General features: G+C 49.5%; 12 protein-coding genes. 9 read left to right on the forward strand and 3 right to left on the reverse strand.

Translation table 11 applies throughout. The features are described from left to right. Positions 1–19: 19 nt before the first annotated feature. Positions 20–1,087 (reverse strand): 3-deoxy-7-phosphoheptulonate synthase, encoded by a 1,068-nt coding sequence (locus tag E4L36_RS13850; protein WP_136681092.1) that lies wholly within the window; start codon positions 1,085–1,087, stop codon positions 20–22. A 271-nt stretch (positions 1,088–1,358) separates the two neighbouring features. Between E4L36_RS13850 and dsbD the strand changes: the two genes are divergently transcribed. From dsbD to E4L36_RS13895, 9 genes are all read left to right on the forward strand, one after another. Beyond that, the gene (gene dsbD, locus E4L36_RS13855; RefSeq protein ID WP_240770740.1) at positions 1,359–3,245 is read left to right on the forward strand and encodes a protein-disulfide reductase DsbD; all 1,887 of its coding nucleotides are present in this window, start codon (positions 1,359–1,361) and stop codon (positions 3,243–3,245) included. 396 nt (positions 3,246–3,641) lie between these two features. Continuing rightward, complete coding sequence (locus E4L36_RS13860) at positions 3,642–6,365, forward strand: endo alpha-1,4 polygalactosaminidase (RefSeq protein WP_136681093.1); 2,724 nt, start codon at positions 3,642–3,644, stop codon at positions 6,363–6,365. Between the two features lie 18 nt (positions 6,366–6,383). Further along, entirely contained in the window at positions 6,384–9,797 is a 3,414-nt protein-coding gene (locus E4L36_RS13865) for a tetratricopeptide repeat protein (RefSeq protein ID WP_169051547.1), read from the forward strand. Positions 9,798–9,808: 11 nt separating this feature from the next. Then, a complete protein-coding gene (locus E4L36_RS13870; RefSeq protein ID WP_127693947.1) occupies positions 9,809–10,336 on the forward strand; it encodes a protein PelC in 528 nt (175 codons plus the stop codon). Continuing rightward, entirely contained in the window at positions 10,333–11,634 is a 1,302-nt protein-coding gene (locus E4L36_RS13875) for a PelD GGDEF domain-containing protein (RefSeq protein ID WP_136681095.1), read from the forward strand. The genes E4L36_RS13870 and E4L36_RS13875 overlap by 4 nt, the downstream gene beginning before the upstream one ends. Further along, complete coding sequence (locus E4L36_RS13880) at positions 11,631–12,530, forward strand: hypothetical protein (protein ID WP_136681096.1); 900 nt, start codon at positions 11,631–11,633, stop codon at positions 12,528–12,530. The genes E4L36_RS13875 and E4L36_RS13880 overlap by 4 nt, the downstream gene beginning before the upstream one ends. Beyond that, a complete protein-coding gene (gene pelF / locus E4L36_RS13885) occupies positions 12,527–14,026 on the forward strand; it encodes a GT4 family glycosyltransferase PelF (RefSeq protein WP_136681097.1) in 1,500 nt (499 codons plus the stop codon). Before E4L36_RS13880 ends, pelF begins: the two co-directional genes overlap by 4 nt. Further along, positions 14,014–15,387 carry an exopolysaccharide Pel transporter PelG gene (pelG, locus tag E4L36_RS13890; protein ID WP_136681098.1) on the forward strand — a complete coding sequence of 458 codons (1,374 nt, stop codon included), beginning with the start codon at positions 14,014–14,016 and terminating at the stop codon, positions 15,385–15,387. The genes pelF and pelG overlap by 13 nt, the downstream gene beginning before the upstream one ends. Positions 15,388–15,437: 50 nt before the next feature. Next, the gene (locus tag E4L36_RS13895) at positions 15,438–16,814 is read left to right on the forward strand and encodes a tetratricopeptide repeat protein (protein WP_136681099.1); all 1,377 of its coding nucleotides are present in this window, start codon (positions 15,438–15,440) and stop codon (positions 16,812–16,814) included. A 48-nt stretch (positions 16,815–16,862) separates the two neighbouring features. On the opposite strand, the gene E4L36_RS13900 is transcribed toward E4L36_RS13895, so the two are convergent. After that, positions 16,863–17,519, reverse strand: a complete 657-nt coding sequence (locus E4L36_RS13900; RefSeq protein WP_127693941.1) for a CoA transferase subunit B — start codon at positions 17,517–17,519, stop codon at positions 16,863–16,865. A 15-nt stretch (positions 17,520–17,534) separates the two neighbouring features. After that, positions 17,535–18,236 (reverse strand): CoA transferase subunit A, encoded by a 702-nt coding sequence (locus E4L36_RS13905; RefSeq protein WP_127693940.1) that lies wholly within the window; start codon positions 18,234–18,236, stop codon positions 17,535–17,537. Positions 18,237–18,273 lie beyond the last annotated feature (37 nt).

The following is an 18,273-nucleotide window of genomic DNA, read 5'->3' on the forward strand; positions in this document are numbered from 1 at the left end:
GGCTTATTTGGTGGTGTGACTAGCGAGTTGTCAGCACACCTTTGAGTTTTTCGTGCATTTGTAGCAATGCTTTCTCAGTGGCATCCCAGTCGATACAGGCATCAGTAACAGAAACGCCGTACTCGAGATCGGCTAGATTATCTGGAATCGACTGGTTACCCCACGCCAAGTTGGATTCGATCATTAAGCCAACAATCGACTTGTTACCTTCAATAATTTGGTTGGTAACGTTATCAGCAACTAAAGGCTGAAGTGCTGGATCTTTGCTAGAGTTCGCATGGCTGCAATCAACCATGATGTTTGGCTGCACGCCAGCTTTCTCTAGTGCTTGCTCACACAGCGCAACGCTAACGGAGTCATAGTTTGGCTTGCCGTTACCACCACGCAGCACAACATGCCCGTATTGGTTGCCCTTGGTGCGAATAATAGATACCTGCCCATCTGGGTTAATACCCAAGAAACTATGTGGGTGGCTAACGGATTTCAGGGCATTGATCGCCACATCTAGGCCGCCATCAGTACCGTTTTTAAAGCCCACTGCACAGGACAGACCAGACGACATTTCGCGGTGTGTCTGAGATTCAGTTGTACGCGCACCGATAGCAGACCAAGCGATCAGATCTTGCATGTACTGAGGTGAGATAGGATCCAGTGCTTCGGTTGCCAGTGGTAGCCCCATCTCTGAAAGATCGAGCAGTAGCTTACGCGCTTTATGTAGACCCTCTTCAATTTCGAACGAATCGTTTAGGTGAGGGTCGTTAATTAAGCCTTTCCAGCCAACAGTCGTACGTGGTTTTTCGAAATACACACGCATGACGATATAGATCGTTTCGTTAACCTTCTCAGACAGCGCTTTTAGGCGCTTACCATATTCGATGGCAGCATCCACGTCGTGAATAGAGCATGGGCCAATCACAACAAACAAACGCTTGTCTTTACGGTCTAAGATATCGCGGATAACCTGACGCCCTTCCATAACAGCAGCTGCAGAGCTGTCTGTGATCGGGAGCTTTTGTTTCAGACCTTCCGGCGTTACCAAGACAGAGTGAGATTCTATATTGAGGTTTTCTACCCGATTATCAGTCATGGTGCATTTCCTGAAGCATTAACAAGTGCAAGTTTCAGCTCACACGTTTTCTAAGGGCCGATACTTTTACCATAATTACATGAAGTTTATAAGGCTATCTGTGATCTTCTGGTGAACAATACGACGAATGAGTAGTGTTAGAATACAAAGGTGCTAGTAAAGCATTGAGCTTTAAGTGGAAAAAAACTTTAAAATGGGCAGTAAAGCGCGAACTCTTGTAGGTGTTACGAGTCCATAGCCCACCGGTCAGTCGTGTAGGAGTAACTCAACGGTGTTGTTGAACAGTCGTTATTTTGCATCGCTATTTTTTATGCTGAGCCTGCTATTCTCTCAGCTTGCTGTAGCTAATTTTTTTGAGAGCAGTAGCAATCCATTTGGAAAAAGCCAGCAGGATGGGCCGTTGCCGGTGGAGGAGGCGTTTGTCTTTAGTCCTGAAGTAGGAGAGGACGGGCGCGTCGTGCTGCGGTGGCAAATTCCTGAAGGCTACTATCTGTACCGTGATCGCGTACAAGTCACCCCTCCTGACACCATTGAGGTTGTTTCGCGCTCCAATAGCACAACAGATACGAAAGACGACCCGCTGTTTGGCACCGTTGAGGTATTTCATTACGACGCCGAAGTGGTGCTGCAGCTCAAAAGCTTGCTAGAAATACCAACTGATGGCGTTTTAAGTGTTAGTTATCAAGGTTGCTGGGAGGGAGGTATCTGCTATCCACCTGTTAGTAAAGAGCTTCCTGTTTCAGCGGTGCCGGCTAAGTTAACGCCGGTAAGCGCAGCGAGCGTACCCGCAGCTACCACTTCCAAAGCTAGCGGTGCTGCCGTATCCGAAGTGGCTCCTCGTGGTGGTGTTAGCGAACAAGACAAGTTCGCCCAGTTATTATCTGGCAAGGATTGGTTGTTAACACTTGGAGCTTTTTTCCTCGCAGGTTTAGCGCTCTCGCTAACGCCGTGTGTTTTCCCAATGATTCCTATTATCTCAAGTATTATCGCAGGCCATGGGCATCGCATCACAACGCGAAAAGCGCTGGGGCTCTCCACGGTATATGTACTGGCTGTGTCTGTTACTTACACCATTGCGGGCGTCTTAGCAGGGTTGTTTGGTGAAAACTTGCAGGCTGCTTTCCAAAACCCATGGATTATTGGCTTTTTTAGCGCAGTTTTTGTTGCATTGGCACTGTCAATGTTTGGCTTTTATGACCTCCAGCTGCCAGCATCTTGGCAAAGCCGTCTCAGTCAGCGTAGCAATGATCAGAAGGGTGGCACAGTAACGGGTGTTGCGGTGATGGGATTGCTTTCGGCGCTGATTGTCGGTCCGTGTATGGCGGCGCCATTAGCGGGTGCGCTGATCTATATCGGTCAGTCAGGTGATCCAGTCATGGGCGGTGCGGCGCTATTTGCTCTGAGTATGGGGATGGGAGTGCCCATTCTATTGGTGGGAGCATCGGCAGGAAAGTTACTTCCCAAAGCTGGCCTTTGGATGGACTCTATCAAAGCAGGTTTTGGTGTCCTGCTGATTCTGATGGCCATTTGGATGCTTGATCGTGTTGTTTCTGCGCAAGTCACCATGGCTCTTACAGCCATCGTGCTTATTACCACTGCGATCTATATGCGTGCACTGGACCAACTCTCCTCCGAAGCTAAAGGTTGGCATCGTCTATGGAAAGGCATGGGGGTGCTGATGCTGCTCTATGGGGTAGCACTGATGATTGGGTTGCTATCAGGGGCGAACAGCATGGTTTACCCGTTGCAGTCGTTGGCGTCTGCTAATGGCGCAGTTGCACCGAGCAAACAGGTGGCCTTCACCAAAGTGACGACCATGGCGCAATTGGAGCCACTGCTTGCGGATGCTAAGCAACAAGGTAAACCCGTTATGCTCGACTTCTATGCTGATTGGTGTGTGTCGTGCGTCGAGTTAGATACATTCACTTTTTCAGATGCCGCGGTACAACGCTCACTTGATGCCTTTGTCTCGATTAAGATTGATGTGACATCCAACGATGATGCAGCTAAGGCCCTTAACAAGGCGTACAGCGTTATTGGGCCGCCAGCCTTGATCTTCTATGATGCTCAAGGTGAGTTGCGCCCAGAGTATACGGTTATCGGTATGATTAGCGCCGACGATTTTATTGGTCACATTGCGCCGCTGGCGGCACGCTAGTCGCGCTTGAAGGGGAGTCTACTATGGCTCTCCAGATTTTCTTTAGTCCCTCCTCGAAAAAAGCTGTCTAACGCACTCCACTGACCTCCGGTTCATTTAGCTAATACGCTCTCTTCTTTATGCTTTCATAAGCATTCGTCTCTCTTTGAAAGCAATCTTCGCTGGGCGGTTTGATCTGCGCCGCAAAGTTTTATGCCACAGAACAAGTAACTTCTTAATTAGTAGTATTTAGATCAAAAAACTCCTTCTAAATCATGCGCTTTTATAGAAGAGCAGCTATGCTGGCAGCGAGACATCAGAGTTAAGATAAGGTTCAACTGAGACTGTTATTATTTTCAGACAGTGTTTGAAAATAAGTTTAGATCGAAAGTTGCGTGGCTACTGAAGGAGTTTTGTTTGCGTTTTCTCATCTCTTTGTTTTTCTGCCTCATTGCAACCTCTAGCATGGCCGCTGCAAGCACTGGTCTCGAAAAGAAGCATCGTTCGATTGCTTTTTTCTACAGCCCTGACCTGCCGGTACAGGAGGCGTCGCTCTATCCTCGACTTGTTGTTCAGCCCAACGCCATCGAAGCATGGCAGCTTGAGTTTTTGCACCAGCGCGGCACGCAAGTCTATGCGTACCTAAGTGTAGGTGAAGTTGTTGCTGATAGCTCAGCTCCCATTTTGGCGGTAAACGAGAATTGGGGTACTCAAGTGCCCGATCTGACGAGCTTAGAATGGCAGCGCTCATTGGTAGCTAAGGCGCAACGCTATCAGGAGCAGGGGTTTGACGGTCTATTCCTGGATACGATGGATAGTTTTCATTTAGTCGGTGCCGAACGATTTGAGCCTCAGCGTCAGGCGTTACTAGCGATTGTTAAGCAGCTCTCAGCGCAGATGGCGGGGAAGCTCATCTTTAATCGCGGCTTCGATATTCTTGATGAAAGTGTTGGGCTAGCGGAGGCCGTTGTCGCTGAAGGGCTATATAGCCACTACAACAACCAGCGAGATAGCTATGGCGAGTCTGACCCCGAAGGACGACGTTGGCTGATGGGGCGGCTCAAGCACGCAAAGTCGCTAGGCTTTGATGTGCAGGTCATCGATTACGCGCAGGCTTTGCCAATGCGAGAGGCGATGGCTGACCGTATCAACAAAGCAGGGTTTAAGGCATGGGTAACCGATGGGCAACTATCGGAATGGGGAACTAGCTCATTGCGGCCGGTGCCTCGTAAGCTACTTGCGCTCTATGATAGCCGCGATGAAAGCTTCGTAATGAGCCAGATTCACAAACACCTCGGTACGATGATTGAGTACCTTGGCTACAACCCTGTTTATATCGATCTGGCTGAGAGGTTACCACCCAAGGTCGACCCTGCATTGTATGCTGGCGTTGTGTTTTGGCCTCAACAGCATGGACTCTACTCTGAGCAGCTAGATGCGTGGCTAGGCGAGGCTATGCACAAGATTCCAATGCTTATTTTAGGGTCTGCGCCAACCAATGCTGGTTTACTGCGTCAATTTGGTGTTAAGCCTGCCACAGCAAAAGCACCTTATAAGGTGCACCGTCTGGGTCCCGCGATTATCGGTGAAGGTGCGGTCGAGTGGGATCGGCAAGATATCGACCAGTATGTGCGAGATGACTCAGTTACAGGCGAAGTGCTCTTCTCGTTAAAAGATGCCTACAACAAAGAGATCGTCCAAGCGATTAAAACCGATGCGGGCATGTTGGTGCTAGGCCTGTGGCCAATCGATCTACTGCCAAACGGTGTGATGCGTTGGCGTCTTGATCCTATCTATCTACTTAAAAAAGGTCTCGGCCTGCAAGACATTCCTGCGCCTGACGTATCGACAGAAACTGGACGCCGTTTACTGCTTGTACACATTGATGGTGATGGATTCCCAAGTAAGGCGTTTATTAAAGGGACGCCGCTGGTGCCCAAAGTGATACTTGATGATGTACTGCGTAAATATCAGTTACCAACCACCGTATCTGTTATCGAAGCAGAGGTGGGCCCGAAAGGCTTATACCGCTTCCAAAGTCCGAAACTAGAAACATTAGCACGAGAGATCTTCTCGGAAGACTACGTTGAGATGGCATCGCACTCATTTAGCCATCCATTTTTCTGGGAGTATCTGGTTGGGCGCTCCAAGGTGGATGAATCAGATACACTTTACGGTTTCCACTTGGATGTGCCCGGCTACAAGGTATCACTTGAGCGCGAAATTACCGGTTCCATCGATTATATTAACAGCGCGCTTGCCCCCGAAGGAAAGCGCGTGAAGATGATGCTGTGGACTGGGGATGCTACCGCTCGCGTTGAGGCTCTCAGGCTGGCAAAAGCTGCCGGTGTGTTGAATGTGAACGGCGGTGTTACTTATACCAATAAGAATCATCCGTCGTTATCTCAAGTGTGGCCCGTTGGGCGTCCAGAGAAAGAGGGGTTGGTTCAGTTGTATGCGCCAATCATGAACGAGAACGTTTATACTAATGACTGGACTGGACCGTTTTATGGCTTCCGCGATGTGATCGATACGTTCAAAAAGACGGACGTTCCTTATCGCCTCAAGCCTATGAATATCTACTATCACTTCTATTCGGGTACGTACCCTGCGAGTGTGAAAGCGCTACAAGCGGTATACCAATATTCGATGGAACAACCCCATACGGCTGCCTATCTTTCCGAGTACGCTGAACGCGCAAAAGATATCTACGATGTTGCGTTGGCAAAACACGCCAATGGTAGCTGGGTGTTAGCTTCTCAAACTCTGAAGACGGTTCGTTTCGATCAAGAGGTGGCTGTCACCAATCTTGGTAGTGAGGGCGTTGCGGGGTTTGTTGCGGAAAAAGAAAGGACCTATGTCCATCTTGTTGGTAAAAACCCGATTATTGCGCCAGGAAAGTGGAGCCGAAAAACCCCTCGCGTTGTTGATGGGAATGTTTTACTTGAGCGCTGGCAACCGCAAGGTAATGAAACGCTGTTAGATTTCACCGCTTATGAAGCGGCAGAGCTGGCACTTGCTGTATCTGGCCGTTGTCACTATCAGGCGAATGGGCAGCGTTTTACGCCGAAAAAAGTGGGGAACAAGCAGGTATTGCGTATGAGCAAAGGTGTTTATCGAGGCTCACTGGTTTGCCGTTGATAGGGTTGGGTAATGAGTATGGAAACTGAATTCGACGAGCAACAACCGTTTATTCGTAAACGCTATGTTTTTATTCTGCTGCTAGTGATTGCTGGGGCGCTTTGGGCAACTTATAACCAATACAGTAGCCGGCAGTTAAGCCCTGTGGTAGCTGCTCAAAAAGCGCCAAGTCAGGTCAGTTCTGCATACTTGAAGGCAGAAACTCTAACGCAACCTGATAACGCAGATGCCGCGTTGCTTAGAGCTCAAGATTTGATCGATCAGGGTAAATATACCCAAGCAAGCGCCTTATTGGAGCCTTTGGTGCAGCGTCATGATGCTCGGGCTGAGCGTTTGCAGCGGGCGATTCTGTATGGTGCTTGGGCGAGTGTCTCTGGTGCGGATAAGCATGAGCTTGAGCTACAGATCCGCTCGACAATTAAAGGCTTAACGCCAGCTCAGGTCACGGCTGATGATCTGGCGGTTGCAAGAGCGCTGGGGATGAACCGCTGGTTGTCTTTCTATTATGAAGCCCAAGGTGATCTATTGGCAGCCGCGCAAGCCCTGTTAGCGGCAGGCGATGGTAAAGCTGCCATCACGCTTTTTGATGAGGCTGTGACGCCTGCGAACCTGATGGAGGGTATTGCCCTCGCTCAAGCGGCTGGACAGCACGAACGCGCGATTGAATGGTTACAACGCTATCCAGAAGCTTTGCCTGATTACTATGACCAACTACTAAAATTAGCGGAAATTGTCGGTCGCACTGATTTGACCAGTTTGCCCGATAACCTTTTTCCCGCTCACTTTGAGCAACGCGAAAAGTGGCTAGAGCCTGCAATCAACAGCCGCATCGCCGCAGGAGATTTGGCTGGCGCGCGTCAATTGGTTGATCAAGTGGTCGAGAGTCGCCCGTCTGATAGCTCACTAAGATATCGTCGTTGGCAATTGCAGCTTTGGTTGGGTCATCCGGAGCTTGCGACACAAGATGGTGCTTGGTTGCTTGCCCATGCACCGAGCGAAGATGTGTTCAATGAAACCATTAGACAGGGTTGGGCGGCATATGAGTATGACCAGCTTACCCAGTATTACCGCGATTACACGCAAACAAACCGCATTCGCGACCCTGCAATTGGCAAATGGGTCGAGGCGCATGAATTGGCAGGCACGCCTGAAATGGGCATTACTGATCTGCGCAATTATGCGGCACGGTTTGGCTACAGTCAGATGTTACTAGACTGGGAGATTCATCTGTTAGAGCGCACGGGTAACATGGCTGACATGCCCGATAAGTTGAGCGTTTTCAAACAGGTAGGTTTAGCTAATAGTCGCCAATATCACAGTCTTGCAATGGCGTTTGCTCTTAAGCGTGACTATGCCAATGCATATCATGTGCTGGCTTCTGCGCCACTGGCGGTTATGCAGGATGACGAAGATTATTGGAGCATGCTAGCTGAGATGGCTTGGCGTATCGGTGATGAACGCGCTATCGCACGCAGTTATGCGGAGTTGATCAAGCGCGGTGAAGCTCAAGAAACCGAGAAAGCCCGCTACCTTGAGGCGAAGTTTGGCAGAAATGTCGAGTCGAAGCTTGATTGGCTCTGGCAAGATTTTGACAAGGCTCCGGATGCTAGCAAGCTAATCCAAATCGCAACGCTGACAAGCCGCTCGGATCGAGACGCAGACATTAAACGGTTAGCTCAAGCGGTAGATGCGTTTCGTAACGAGCCTTCCAGCTCAGATGTTTATACTGTGCTTGGGCAGCTTGCGTTAGCAAGTGGTGATATCCCACAGGCGGAGCAGTATCTAGATCACGCTATCGAACTAAACCCCAATAACGTATCTGGTCACCAATCGCTTGGTTGGCTCTATCTTGAAAAACGGGATGAAGCCCTAATGCGGCCTTTCTACTACCGTTGGTCAGATCAATGGCCAAATCAGGATTGGCGCTTATTGCTTGCGGGGATGAGTGATGCACTTGGTCTTGATCGGCAAGCTATATTTCTTTATCAAAAATCGCTTGCTAACGATAGCGATAACATCGCGATCCTATATCAACTGAGCGAAGTGCTATTACGCACGGACCAAATTGACGCTAGCTGGCGCATTCGGCGCTATATCGCGAGCCGCTTATCGAAGCTAGAGACCATGCCGGACTATATTGCTGATGCGGTCATCGAGCAGTTCTTCGGCTCAGCAAGTGCAGCAGCATTTGCCGCGCGCCGCTGGTTGCAGCAGCCAAGTGAAGAAGCAGACCTTGCTTTGTTGCGATTGCTTGGGGAAGGGCGATCTGAATTTGGGCGCTATATGTTCGGCCGCCAAGTTTGGCACGAGATCGATCTGCCCGGGTGGTTCCAGCTATCCCAAGCTCTGCAGCGGAACGACACACAGCGCATAGCGGCGCTGTTAAAAGAGTTGGACCCCAACGCGTTACCAACGTTAGATCGTATTGCCGCGATGAGAAAAATGGGCCTCTTCGCAGAGGCATTCCAGCTGGCAGAAAAGCAGCTTGAAGATCAGGATTACTCGGCAAATCAGAAGCGTCAGCTATTCAGCGAATGGTACGGTTTGCGCCGTTATCATAACCGCAGTTTTAGCGCTTCGTATTCGAGCAATCGGGATGATGACGAGCGCCTGCGTCTCACGTTGAACTTCCCATGGCGTAGCCTGCAAGTATCGGCTGAGCTGGAGCAGTACAAGTACCGCCGCAGAGAAGACACTGAAAGAATCAATTGGCAGCTATCGCTGCAGCGTTTCTTTGCTGATTCTGAGTATGGCCTGCAAGTTAGCGGTGATAACGCAGAACTCGGCAGCCGGGTTGGAGCATCATTCACTTACCGCGCGCAGATGACACCCTATCTTGTTTGGGGAGTTGAGGCGGGCTTCAACGAAGAGAACAAACAAAACAAAGCGTTTGAGCGTGGTGCGGCTCAACATCGCGTGGCGATGACGGCTGAATACCAGATCTCTGCGCGTACTCGCGCATCGGCAAAAGCGGCACTGCTGCGTTATCTGGATCGAGACCAACATACACTGAGCGATGGCGCGGAGATTTCGCTGCAGCTCAGCGAATCGCTAGCAGCAGGGCATACCCACCTTGAGATTTACGGTGATGTGACTGCGCAGTTTTTTGATAAAGAAGGGGCGCTTGGAAAGCCAGATGAGCGACGCCCATTGGTTTTGGATCCTTATCAACGTATCGCTGCGGGTGTTCGTGTTGGGCAAGGTTATATGGGGCAGCGGCCTTTAGTTCATTCCGCTAACCCGCGTTGGGAAGCTGACCTATCGGTTGGGTACCGCCCCAAGCTGTCGCGCTTTGATTATGCTGCTAAGGCTCAGATTGGTTGGCGCTTGAGCGGTGATGATCAACTGTCGTTGGGTGTTGAGCATCAATCAAAGCCGCGCTCAGGCCGCGACAGCTCAGAAGTTAAACTCGATTATACGAAACAATTTTAAGGACTTTTGATATGAAAAAGTGTGCTCTTGCTCTACTCGCAGTGACCGCATTGGCAGGATGCTCAAGCCACTACAGTGGCCAGTCTTTTGCGCTGTCTGAGAACGATGCAGTTGTGTTGATGCCACTAGTGAATCATTCGACAACACCACTCGCCGGAGAGAAAGCCGAAGATATCCTGCGCAGTCTCTGGATTCAGCAAGGCAACACTGCGTTGACAGTTTACCCTCGTGGTACTGCGGCGAATGATGGCCTGCCAGATTTGGATGATCAGAAGCGCTACGAACGTGTTCGTGGCTGGTTAGCGCAACAGTCAGCAAGTTACTACTTGAGTGGTTCGGTTTCGGAGTGGCGCTATAAGTCGGGTTTGAGCGGCGAGCCGACGGTTGGCTTGACTGTTAATCTGCATCGCACTAGCGATGACCAAGTTGTTTGGAGTGCAACTGGCGCTCGCAGTGGTTGGGACCGTGAGAGCTTATCGGGCACGGCACAAAAGGTTATGGCAAAAATCCTATCTGATATTGAGATGGAAACAGAGTGATTAGAAGCGTCTGGCGTACAATCAGTTTATCGGGTTGGCAGGAAGCCCTCGGGTTGACGCTGATGGCAGTTGTACTGCCATGGCTGTTGTTCTCGAGTGATCCGCTGTTACTGGAAACACACTTTTTCTGGCCCATCATTGGCCCGTTGCTGGTGGCGTTGCGCTATGGTTTCGGTTTAGCGCTTTGCAGCGTTTTGGGTGTGATTTTGTTTCAGCTCTGGGCTTTGTTCAGCGGTGTGGCGATTTATATCGATCCATACCCCTTTGAAGCGATCGCTGCTTATGTATTGGCTGTCTTGGTGGCAGGCGAGTTTCGTGATGCCTGGGCGCGCCGGATTGAGCAACTCGAAAAGAGCTATGCCTACTCCCAAGGTCGCTTACGCTCTTTTGCTGCGAACTATCATCTGTTGCAAACCAGTCACCATCGCATGGAACAAGCGATGGCAGGCCATGCTTTAAGCTTGCGTGAATCAATGCAATCGATCCGTAATATCTTTGCAGAGCAAAAACCGAGTCTAGAGGGGTGTGCGAGTCAGGTCTTGGATCTCTTCGTCGAGTATGGCGGCTTCCAAACGGCCGGGCTGTTTGGCGTCAATAACGGAAACGTAGATGCAGAACCGGTAGCCTCTGTCGGTCGTTTTTCAGCGCTGATTCGCGGAGATCAAGTGATGGCTCAAGCGCTAGAAACTGGGCATGTTATTGCGGTTGATCAGTCGACGAACCCCGATAAAGAGCACTATCAGTTGGCGGTGCCTGTTTGTGATGCCGCTGGTACATTGCACGCAATTGTACTTGTTGAACAAGTACAGTTTTTCTCGCTTACCGATCAAAACTTAACACTACTAGCCGTGATGGCCGGTCACATCGGCGATTCGTTGCGCGAGTCCTACGAAAATCCCTTACTGGTCGCGGCCGATAGAGCATACTTTATGCGCTGTATTGAGCGAGCCCAGATTGATGCAGAACAGCATGGCGTCAGTTGTCAATTGATCAAGGTGTCTTCGCAAATAGCCGATAAAGAAGTTCGGTTGCTCTACCAGTATGTTTCATCAACCCGTCGTGGACTCGATCTGTACTTTCAGCAGGATGAGCAGACGTGGCTGGTGCTGATGCCTCTGACAGAAGAGAGCGATGCACGCGCATTTTTACATCGTTTGGAACGCTGGAGTACTGAGCGGCTTGGGAAAACTCTGGATGAAGTGGGTGTCTCAATCGAGGCCCCACTTAGCTTTCCGTTGGCAACTCATACCCTTGCGAGCATGGTTAACCAAGCAGCTCCTGAAGAGAGAGTCGCATGATCGCGGTTGGGCTACTGGCTTACTTAACGACTGCACTTGTCGTCGCGCTTGTGGTTTGGCGTAACTTACCAAGCTCTTACCAATTGGGCGGAGCTAAAGGGTTTGCTTTGCTATTGTCTCTTAACCTGTTCTTGCCGGTCTTGGGCATGTTGTTTACGGGTATTATTCTTCTGTTTAGCCTCTATTTTCCTGAAGATCAAAAGGCTGCTAATACTCGGCAGTTCGAAGTGCCAGACCTGCCCCATACGCCTCAGGAAGAGGTTGCACCGCTCTATTCGCATGGCGGATTGCGCGCCGTATTAAAACACGCAGATAGCTCGGACAAGCGCCAAGCTGCAGTGTTGTCCACGCGCCAGATGAAGGATAAAGACGCGATTCCAATCTTACGCTTGGTCCTCAATGACTTAGAGGATGACGTACGTTTGTTAGCGTATTCGTTACTTGACCAGAAAGAGTCACGTATCAATGCCAATATCTATTATCTCAATCTATTGCTGGGTCAAAAGACGGGTGTCGATAGAAAAGCCCGTATTCTGCGTAAGTTGGCCGAGTGCTATTGGGAGTTAGGCTATCTTGGTATCACTGAGGGAGAGTTGAAGCGCTTCGTGCTGGCTGAATCAGTCCGCTATGGTGAGGAGGCGATCTCAATTGCTGATAACTTAGCCACTCGTCTGCTGCTTGGGCGTGCTTATCTTGCCCTTGATGATCCTGGGGCAGCACGCGAGCATCTTTTATTCGCATTCGATAGCAACAGCGCCAAACAACAAGTGTTGCCCTATCTTGCGGAAGCAGCCTTTAAGCAGAAGCGTTATAACGAAGTGAAGCAATACTTAAAGGATATCCCGCAAGTGCAACAGAATTTGGCGCTACGAGCGGTTAAGGAGTACTGGTCATGAGTGCTGATGTTGTTTTGCTGCTGGAAGGTACCTATCCGTATGTACGTGGTGGCGTTTCCAGTTGGGTGCATCAGATCATCCAGGGTATGCCACACCTCACATTTCACTTAGTCTTCGTGGGCGGTGATCCCGAATTTTATGGCGAGCAGAAGTATGAGTTGCCTGATAATGTGGTGGGGCTCGATACTCACTACATTATGGATGAGTCTTACACGAAAGCGCGGGCTTCAAAAGGTAACGCTTCGGCCTATGACAAGTGGAAGCGTTTTGAAACTTACTTTCATGATACTCAGGAAGCGGTGCCCACTGAGTTGCTTCGAGAGATGTTCTCCTTGTTGGGTGACGATAGTGGCATCCCTGTGCAGGACTTTATGCATTCGAAAGAGGGGTGGCACGCTTTAGTTAAGAGCTATCGAACCTATTGCCCAGACTTCCCATTTACCGACTTTTTCTGGGCCTACCGCAACCTTTATTTGCCATTGTTGAAATCAGCAATCATCGCCAGAAGTTTACCGAAAGCGCGTTTGTATCATTCGATATCAACGGGTTATGCAGGTTTCTTGGGTGCGGGCGCTAATGCGCTTCATGGCACGCCGTTACTTATTAGCGAGCACGGTATTTACACGAAAGAGCGTAAAATCGATCTTGCCCAAGCAAACTGGATAGCAGGGGATGATCAACTGGTTGAGGAAGGGCTCGCTGTGAATATGGGTTATATCCGTAGGATGTGGATACGCTTTTTTGAACAGCTTGGCCTGAGCGGATATCACGCTGCCGCCAAAATTACAGCGCTCTATGCAGGTAATCAGCGCCGCCAGCTAAAGGATGGTGCCGATGCACAAAAAACGCTGGTTGTTCCAAACGGTATCAATATCGAACGCTACAGCGATGCGCTGGCGAGCCGTGGTAAAGAGATTCCTAAAGTGGCGGGCCTCGTTGGGCGTGTGGTTTCGATCAAAGATATTAAGACCTTTATCCGTGCGCTACGTCACGCCTGCGGCACAGACCCACAGATTAAAGGAGTAATCATCGGCCCGTACGACGAAGATCCTGGCTACTACGAAGAGTGCCGTCAGTTGGTGGATACCCTAGGTCTTGCCGATAAAGTGACCTTTATGGGGATGCAAAATGTTGCCGAGATACTGCCTCAGCTGGGCGTGATGGTCTTAACATCGATCTCGGAAGCGCAGCCTTTGGTGCTATTGGAGGGTATGGCAGCGGGCGTACCGTTTGTGGCGACTGATGTGGGTTCGTGCCGTGAAATTGCCGAGGGTATGACCGACGCAGATCAACAGCTCGGTCAGGCTGGAATGGTTGTGCCGATCGCATCGCCGCAAAAAACCGCCGACGCCATCGTTGAACTATTAAATGATCAAGATAAGTGGCATGACATGCAGCATGCAGGGTTGGCGCGCGTCAAAGCCATCTACGATGAAAAGATGATGTATGAGAGCTATAAGCAGCTATATAGCGAGGTGATGGCATGGCCGGAATAGGGTTTGAGATTAAGAAAATCCTCAAAAAGAACTCGCTTCTCTCGGTCTTCGAAGCATACGGGTATGCTGGGCTTATCGGCTCTGGGCCTTGGGTTTTATCTATCTTAGCGATGGTCGTGGTTGGCTTAATCAGCATCGGAGTCATGGTCTCCCAGCAGATGCTGATCCAGTTTTTGGTATCGGTAACCTACCTAATGGCCGGCTCGCTGATTCTGACCGGTGGTTTGCAGCTTATGCTGACCCGGTTTGTGTCTGATCTATTATTTTTAAAAGCAGATAAAGAGGTGCTGCCTAATGTTCTCGGTGCGGTTACGATTGTAACGCTCGTATCCGGCGTGTTAGGTTTTGCTACCATTCCATTATTTCCGGAAAATACCCTGTTCTACAATCTCCTTTTAGCCGGGTCGTTTGTCGCGCTCTGTAACCTTTGGATGATGGTTATTTTCCTGTCCGGGTTGAAAGAATATAAGTTGGTTTTAGCAGTGATGTTGGCTGGCTATACCTTGCTTGTTATCCTTTCTGCGCTTTTAAATGGCTTTCAGTTAGAAGGCTTGATTACGGCGTTTTTCTTCTGCCATGCATTTCTGTTTTTTGCCTTTCTTGCCATTGTCATCCGTAAGTATCCTGCATCGGGTAACTTAGTATCCTTTCGTTTTTTGGATAAAGAGAAAGCGTTTTACAGCTTATTTTTATGCGGCACGCTCTACAACTTAGGCGTTTGGTCAGACAAGTTCGTATTTTGGTTCTCGCAGGCCACATCAGAACATGTGGTTGGCCTATTTCGGGCGAGTTTGATCTACGACATCCCGATTTTCCTGGCTTACTTATCGATCATTCCCGGAATGGCCGTGTTCTTGGTGCGTATCGAGACAGACTTTGCTGAGCAGCATAGCAAGTACTACCAAGCGGTGCTGGGGAATGCGACGTTGAGTGAAATTTTAGCGATCAAGAATGAGATGATCGCTGCGGTTCGACGCGGTATCTACGAGATCTTTAAGATCCAAGGCATTACCGTGATTGCCCTACTGATTTGGGGTGGTGTGCTGTTAGAAATGTTAGGTATCGATTTAGAGTACCGCGCATTGCTAAATGTGGATTTAGTGGGAGTGGCAGTACAGGTCATCTTCCTGAGTATTCTTAATGTGCTGTTTTACCTTGATAAGCGTTGGGTTGCTAATGCGCTTACAGGGTTGTTTTTTGTCGTTAATTTGTTTTTTTCGATGTTATCTATCAAACTCGGGCCGGCGTTCTATGGGTACGGGTTTGTGCTAGGTGTTTCCGTACCCACTATCGTGGGTTTGTTGTGGCTTAATAAAGTATTCAATGATTTGGAATACGATACATATATGCTGCAAAAGTAAGTTTTATCGGTTCGGTTATTTGTTTTTTGGTTCTTTAAAGGGTGAGAGTTATGCAGTCCGAGAACTCGGTGCGGTTCGTGAAATGGGGTATCGCAGCGGCCGTGATAGGCAGTGTTTTAGTTGGCGTGAGTGTGGTGAGATCTGGAGCGCCAGAGGAGGTGACTTACGATGCTGCCGATAAAGCCAAGTGGACGACGAGAATTCTAAAACACTCGCGCTCAGGTAATATCGAAGATGCGCTGCAGCTTCTAGAAACAGCGACGCAGCGCCAACTGATGAGTGATCTCGATTCAAGGCTGTTGAAAGGGCAATTGCTGATTGAGTTGCAGAAGTATGAAGAGGCCGAGCGTGTTTTGACGGCTGCTGCGAATCAATACTCTGGTAGCTACGAGGCACATAACAACTTAGCTATCGCCTTATCTCGGCTTGGTAAGTACGAGCGCTCGATGGATATGCTGGTCAAAGCGCTGGAAACGCATCCGGGGTATCATAAAGTTTATGAAAACATAAATAGCCTCTCAGCTGCGATGACATCAGGTGCCTATCTCAAGGCTCTTAAACTTGAAAACAACGCACGCGTCGTACCCATGAGCTACCTTGGTGGTAGCGATCAGATAGCTCAGGTAAAACCTTCAGTGTTGGCAGAACAACCTAATATTGCCGGTAAGGGTGATCAGGTTGAACGTCAAGCCGATAGCGAAGCGGCAGAGAAAACTCAGGCGTTGTTAGCTTCGACGCAGAGCTTTTTGCAAGAATTAGACAAGTCCGGCGCTGATCAATCTGAGTCTAATGAAAAAACGCGTGAATCAAGCGCCTCCGAAGCGCAGCTAGCATCCAGCGAAAACGAGGCTGTTCAGCAGCGAATCGTCTACCCAGAAGATGAAAATTCAGGTGTGACAGCACAGCAGAAGGTGGCGGCAAAAGAGGCCAGCAATGAGGTACTAGCGTTACTTGATGACTTGAATATCTCTGAAGACAAAGCCGTTGAAAAAGAGATGGCAGCGGTAACTGACGTTAAAAAAGCTGCACAAGTTGCTCAGGACACGGTGAGCCAAGAAGCGATTGCCGCCAGTGCAGATGACTACAGTCAAGCTATTAGTGAGCAAGTTCAGGCATGGGCGCTAGCGTGGTCAACCAAAGATCTTGAACGTTACTACGGTAGCTACGTTAGTGACTACTCTTCGCGCCGTTACGCGACCAATAAAAAATGGCGTAAAGAGCGCGCAAAACGTATCAACCGAGCTAAGAATATTCAGGTTGGTATCGGTGAGCTGAGTGTACAACTCGTTAATCCAAATACTGCAACGGCCACCTTTGTGCAGTCCTATCAAGCGAGCAACTATGCGGATAAGACTCGTAAAGAGTTTCGTTTGTTAAATGTTAATGGGGAGTGGTTAATTAGCGAGGTTAAAACCATCCCGATGTAACAGGCAAAAAAAAGCCCGGACAATGTCCGGGCAATGCGCTACAAGTGTTTAAAAGACCATTTCGGGAACTTCATCTGGCACAATTAATTTACCAGCTGTTTTCTCGACGATCTCTTCAACGGACACTCCAGGTGCACGTTCTTTTAGAACAAACGCACCATCTTCAATCTCTAAATAAGCTAGGTCAGTCAGTACCTTTTTAATGCACCCAGCGCCTGTGAGTGGCAACGTGCATTTTTCTAGTAGCTTAGAGTCGCCATGCTTAGAGGCATGGGTCATCAGTACGATAATATTGTCTGCACCTGCCACTAGGTCCATCGCGCCGCCCATCCCTTTGATGAGTTTTCCAGGGATCATGTAGGATGCGATGTTGCCCTCGATATCTACCTCGAAAGCTCCCAGTACTGTTAAGTCAACATGACCGCCACGGATCATGGCGAAAGACTCTGCAGATGAGAAAATTGACGCGCCTGTTACCGTTGTAACGGTCTGTTTACCAGCGTTGATCATGTCGGCGTCAACTTCTTCTTCGGTTGGGAACTGGCCCATACCAAGCAAGCCATTCTCTGATTGCAGCATGACATCCATGCCCTCAGGGACATAGTTTGCAACCAGTGTTGGGATACCAATACCCAAGTTTACGTAGTAACCGTCTTGTAGCTCACGCGCTACGCGCATTGCCATCTGTTCGCGAGAAAGTGCCATTGTTTGTCTCCTCCCTTAAGCTTGGCGCACAGTGCGTTGTTCGATGCGTTTTTCGAAGTTGCCTTGGATGAGGCGATCAACGTAGATACCCGGCGTGTGAATCTGTGTTGGATCAAGTTCGCCCGGCTCAACAATCTCTTCGACTTCGACAACCGTGATCTTGCCAGCCGTCGCAGCCATTGGGTTGAAGTTCTGTGCCGTGTGGCGATAGATAACATTACCGAAGCGGTCCGCTTTCCAGCCCTTAACGATTGCGAAATCACCTTTAATCGACTCTTCAAGAATGTACTTGCGGCCATCAAATTCGCGTACGTCTTTGCCTTCGCCTACCAGCGTGCCGTAGCCTGTTGCTGTGTAAAATGCAGGGATGCCAGCACCACCGGCACGCATCTTCTCGGCTAGGGTGCCTTGAGGCGTCAATTCAACTTCAAGTTCGCCTGCTAATAGTTGTTTCTCGAACAGCGCGTTTTCACCGACGTAAGAGGAGATCATCTTTTTGACTTGGCGATCTTCCAGCAAGACACCAAGACCGAAGCCATCAACGCCACAGTTGTTGGAAACGATGGTAAGCTCCTTAGTGCCTTTGCGCTTGATTTCAGCGATCAGGTTTTCTGGAATGCCGCACAAACCAAATCCACCTGCGATGACGGTCATACCATCTTCGAGACCCGCCATAGCTTCTTCGTAGCTACCTACTACCTTATCGAAACCGGACATTGATATCCTCCATGTCAAGCTGCTTGTTGTTTGTTGT

This window comes from Neptunomonas sp. XY-337 (assembly GCF_004959845.1).
Taxonomy (GTDB): Bacteria; Pseudomonadota; Gammaproteobacteria; order Pseudomonadales; family Balneatricaceae; genus Neptunomonas; species Neptunomonas marina.

Excerpts from the sequence above, each read along its gene's own strand:
- E4L36_RS13850 (WP_136681092.1), bottom strand. The coding sequence starts at position 1,087 with ATGACTGATAATCGGGTAGAAAACCTCAATATAGAATCTCACTCTGTC.
- E4L36_RS13905 (WP_127693940.1), bottom strand. The coding sequence starts at position 18,236 with ATGTCCGGTTTCGATAAGGTAGTAGGTAGCTACGAAGAAGCTATGGCG.
- E4L36_RS13880 (WP_136681096.1), top strand. The coding sequence starts at position 11,631 with ATGATCGCGGTTGGGCTACTGGCTTACTTAACGACTGCACTTGTCGTC.
- E4L36_RS13895 (WP_136681099.1), top strand. The coding sequence starts at position 15,438 with ATGCAGTCCGAGAACTCGGTGCGGTTCGTGAAATGGGGTATCGCAGCG.
- E4L36_RS13900 (WP_127693941.1), bottom strand. The coding sequence starts at position 17,519 with ATGGCACTTTCTCGCGAACAGATGGCAATGCGCGTAGCGCGTGAGCTA.
- pelG (WP_136681098.1), top strand. The coding sequence starts at position 14,014 with ATGGCCGGAATAGGGTTTGAGATTAAGAAAATCCTCAAAAAGAACTCG.
- E4L36_RS13870 (WP_127693947.1), top strand. The coding sequence starts at position 9,809 with ATGAAAAAGTGTGCTCTTGCTCTACTCGCAGTGACCGCATTGGCAGGA.
- E4L36_RS13865 (WP_169051547.1), top strand. The coding sequence starts at position 6,384 with ATGGAAACTGAATTCGACGAGCAACAACCGTTTATTCGTAAACGCTAT.
- pelF (WP_136681097.1), top strand. The coding sequence starts at position 12,527 with ATGAGTGCTGATGTTGTTTTGCTGCTGGAAGGTACCTATCCGTATGTA.